This is a genomic window from Candidatus Marinimicrobia bacterium CG08_land_8_20_14_0_20_45_22 (assembly GCA_002774355.1).
GTDB lineage: Bacteria > Fidelibacterota > UBA2242 > UBA2242 > UBA2242 > 0-14-0-20-45-22.
Genome location: PEYN01000201.1, coordinates 1 through 1,325, shown reverse-complemented (window position 1 = coordinate 1,325; position 1,325 = coordinate 1). Strand labels below are relative to the sequence as shown.

Below are 1,325 nucleotides of genomic sequence, written 5' to 3'. Positions count from 1 at the left end.
TTCGGTCGTTTAAAAATGATGGCGATATGGTTCGGTTCGTATTCGAGACGGGAGAGCTCGTCCGGATCAAGCGCAGAATTTAGTGTGTGTTCATCGACGAGATACTCATCGATCAACCATCTTTTTTCTTTTTCGTCCGGACTGATAAACTGTAGGATCGGAGCGTTTGGCTCGTTGCATTCAACAATCCGGCTTTCCACAATTTTATATCGACGGAGCATATTGACCTCTTCATTAGAAATTCTCTGTTGAGACTATTTCCAATACCTCTTCATAAAGCGCGTTGCGAATGTAAGCAATATTTGAAAAAAACGATGCGGTTTTTTTACGATCCGCCCGATTTATTGTTTCATCATCACGGAGTCATGTTTTTTCGGCAACCGGAACTTGATAAACCCTATTGCCCGCCAGACGATCCACAAAACAACCAGATAGACGAACATCAGTCCTAAGGTGATCCAGTAACCCTTCAACCCATACGAAGCGAGGAAAGTCATCGGAGCGTTGAGCAGGATCAGGAGCGGAAATCCGATGAACAGCGCGATCCCGCCGCCATAAGCCAGGTCTTCTGCGGCAGGCGAACTGTAATCGGGATCCACAATCCGGATTAAGACCAGTCCCGAATTGATCGTGCCGGTCATCTCTCCGAAAACCCCGACGAACCGCTCGAAATGATAATCGTCGAAGGCGCGTTTCGACGTATAACGCAACAGAAAAAACGTCACCAATCCGGCGGCGGCGCTCGCTATCAAGATGATCGACCAGTATTTGATGATAATCGGCATGCTGATGGCCACGATGGAGCCGACGACAAGATAATCCACACAGACGCCGGAAACGCGGTTCATAAGCCCAAGATCGATGACCGAACTGGTTTTCGTCACATCCAGAATCTTTCGGACGCCAACCGCCACGAGCAGAGCAATGATGAAATGAAACGACCAGAGCGTCGCGGTGAATTCGCCCAACCCGCCGCGCATCATCAGCGCCGCAATCCCGTAGATTAGCCAGTAAGTGGCCATGTAAACGAGACCGATCAACCCGACTTGAAACGCCAGCGGCTCGATCGCCTCGGGAGCCAGCGTCAGGCGTCCGGCAATTTCCGGTTCCTTGTCTTTGATGATTCCTGTGCGAATGTCCTTGGTGATGCTTTCGGGTCCTTTGATAATGACGGTTTCGCGCCGTTTGATCCCCCAGTTCACGATGGCGACGCCGGCGAAATACGCGATTAGAAAACCGATCGCGGCGAACGTCAAACCGAGCGCCGCGCCGCCTTCAAAACCATTATTGATTTCCCAGTTTCTGCCCATCGTATAGGCGATTCC

2 protein-coding genes are annotated in these 1,325 nt (G+C 50.6%); both read right to left on the bottom strand.

Going from position 1 to position 1,325, the window contains the following annotated elements; all coding sequences use genetic code 11:
- A partial coding sequence (locus COT43_11465; GenBank protein PIS27252.1) for a divalent metal ion transporter occupies positions 1 to 221 on the bottom strand: 221 nt, incomplete at its 3' end.
- 120 nt (positions 222 to 341) lie between these two features.
- Positions 342 to 1,325: hypothetical protein (locus COT43_11460; protein PIS27251.1), on the bottom strand; the 984-nt coding region annotated here is incomplete at its 5' end.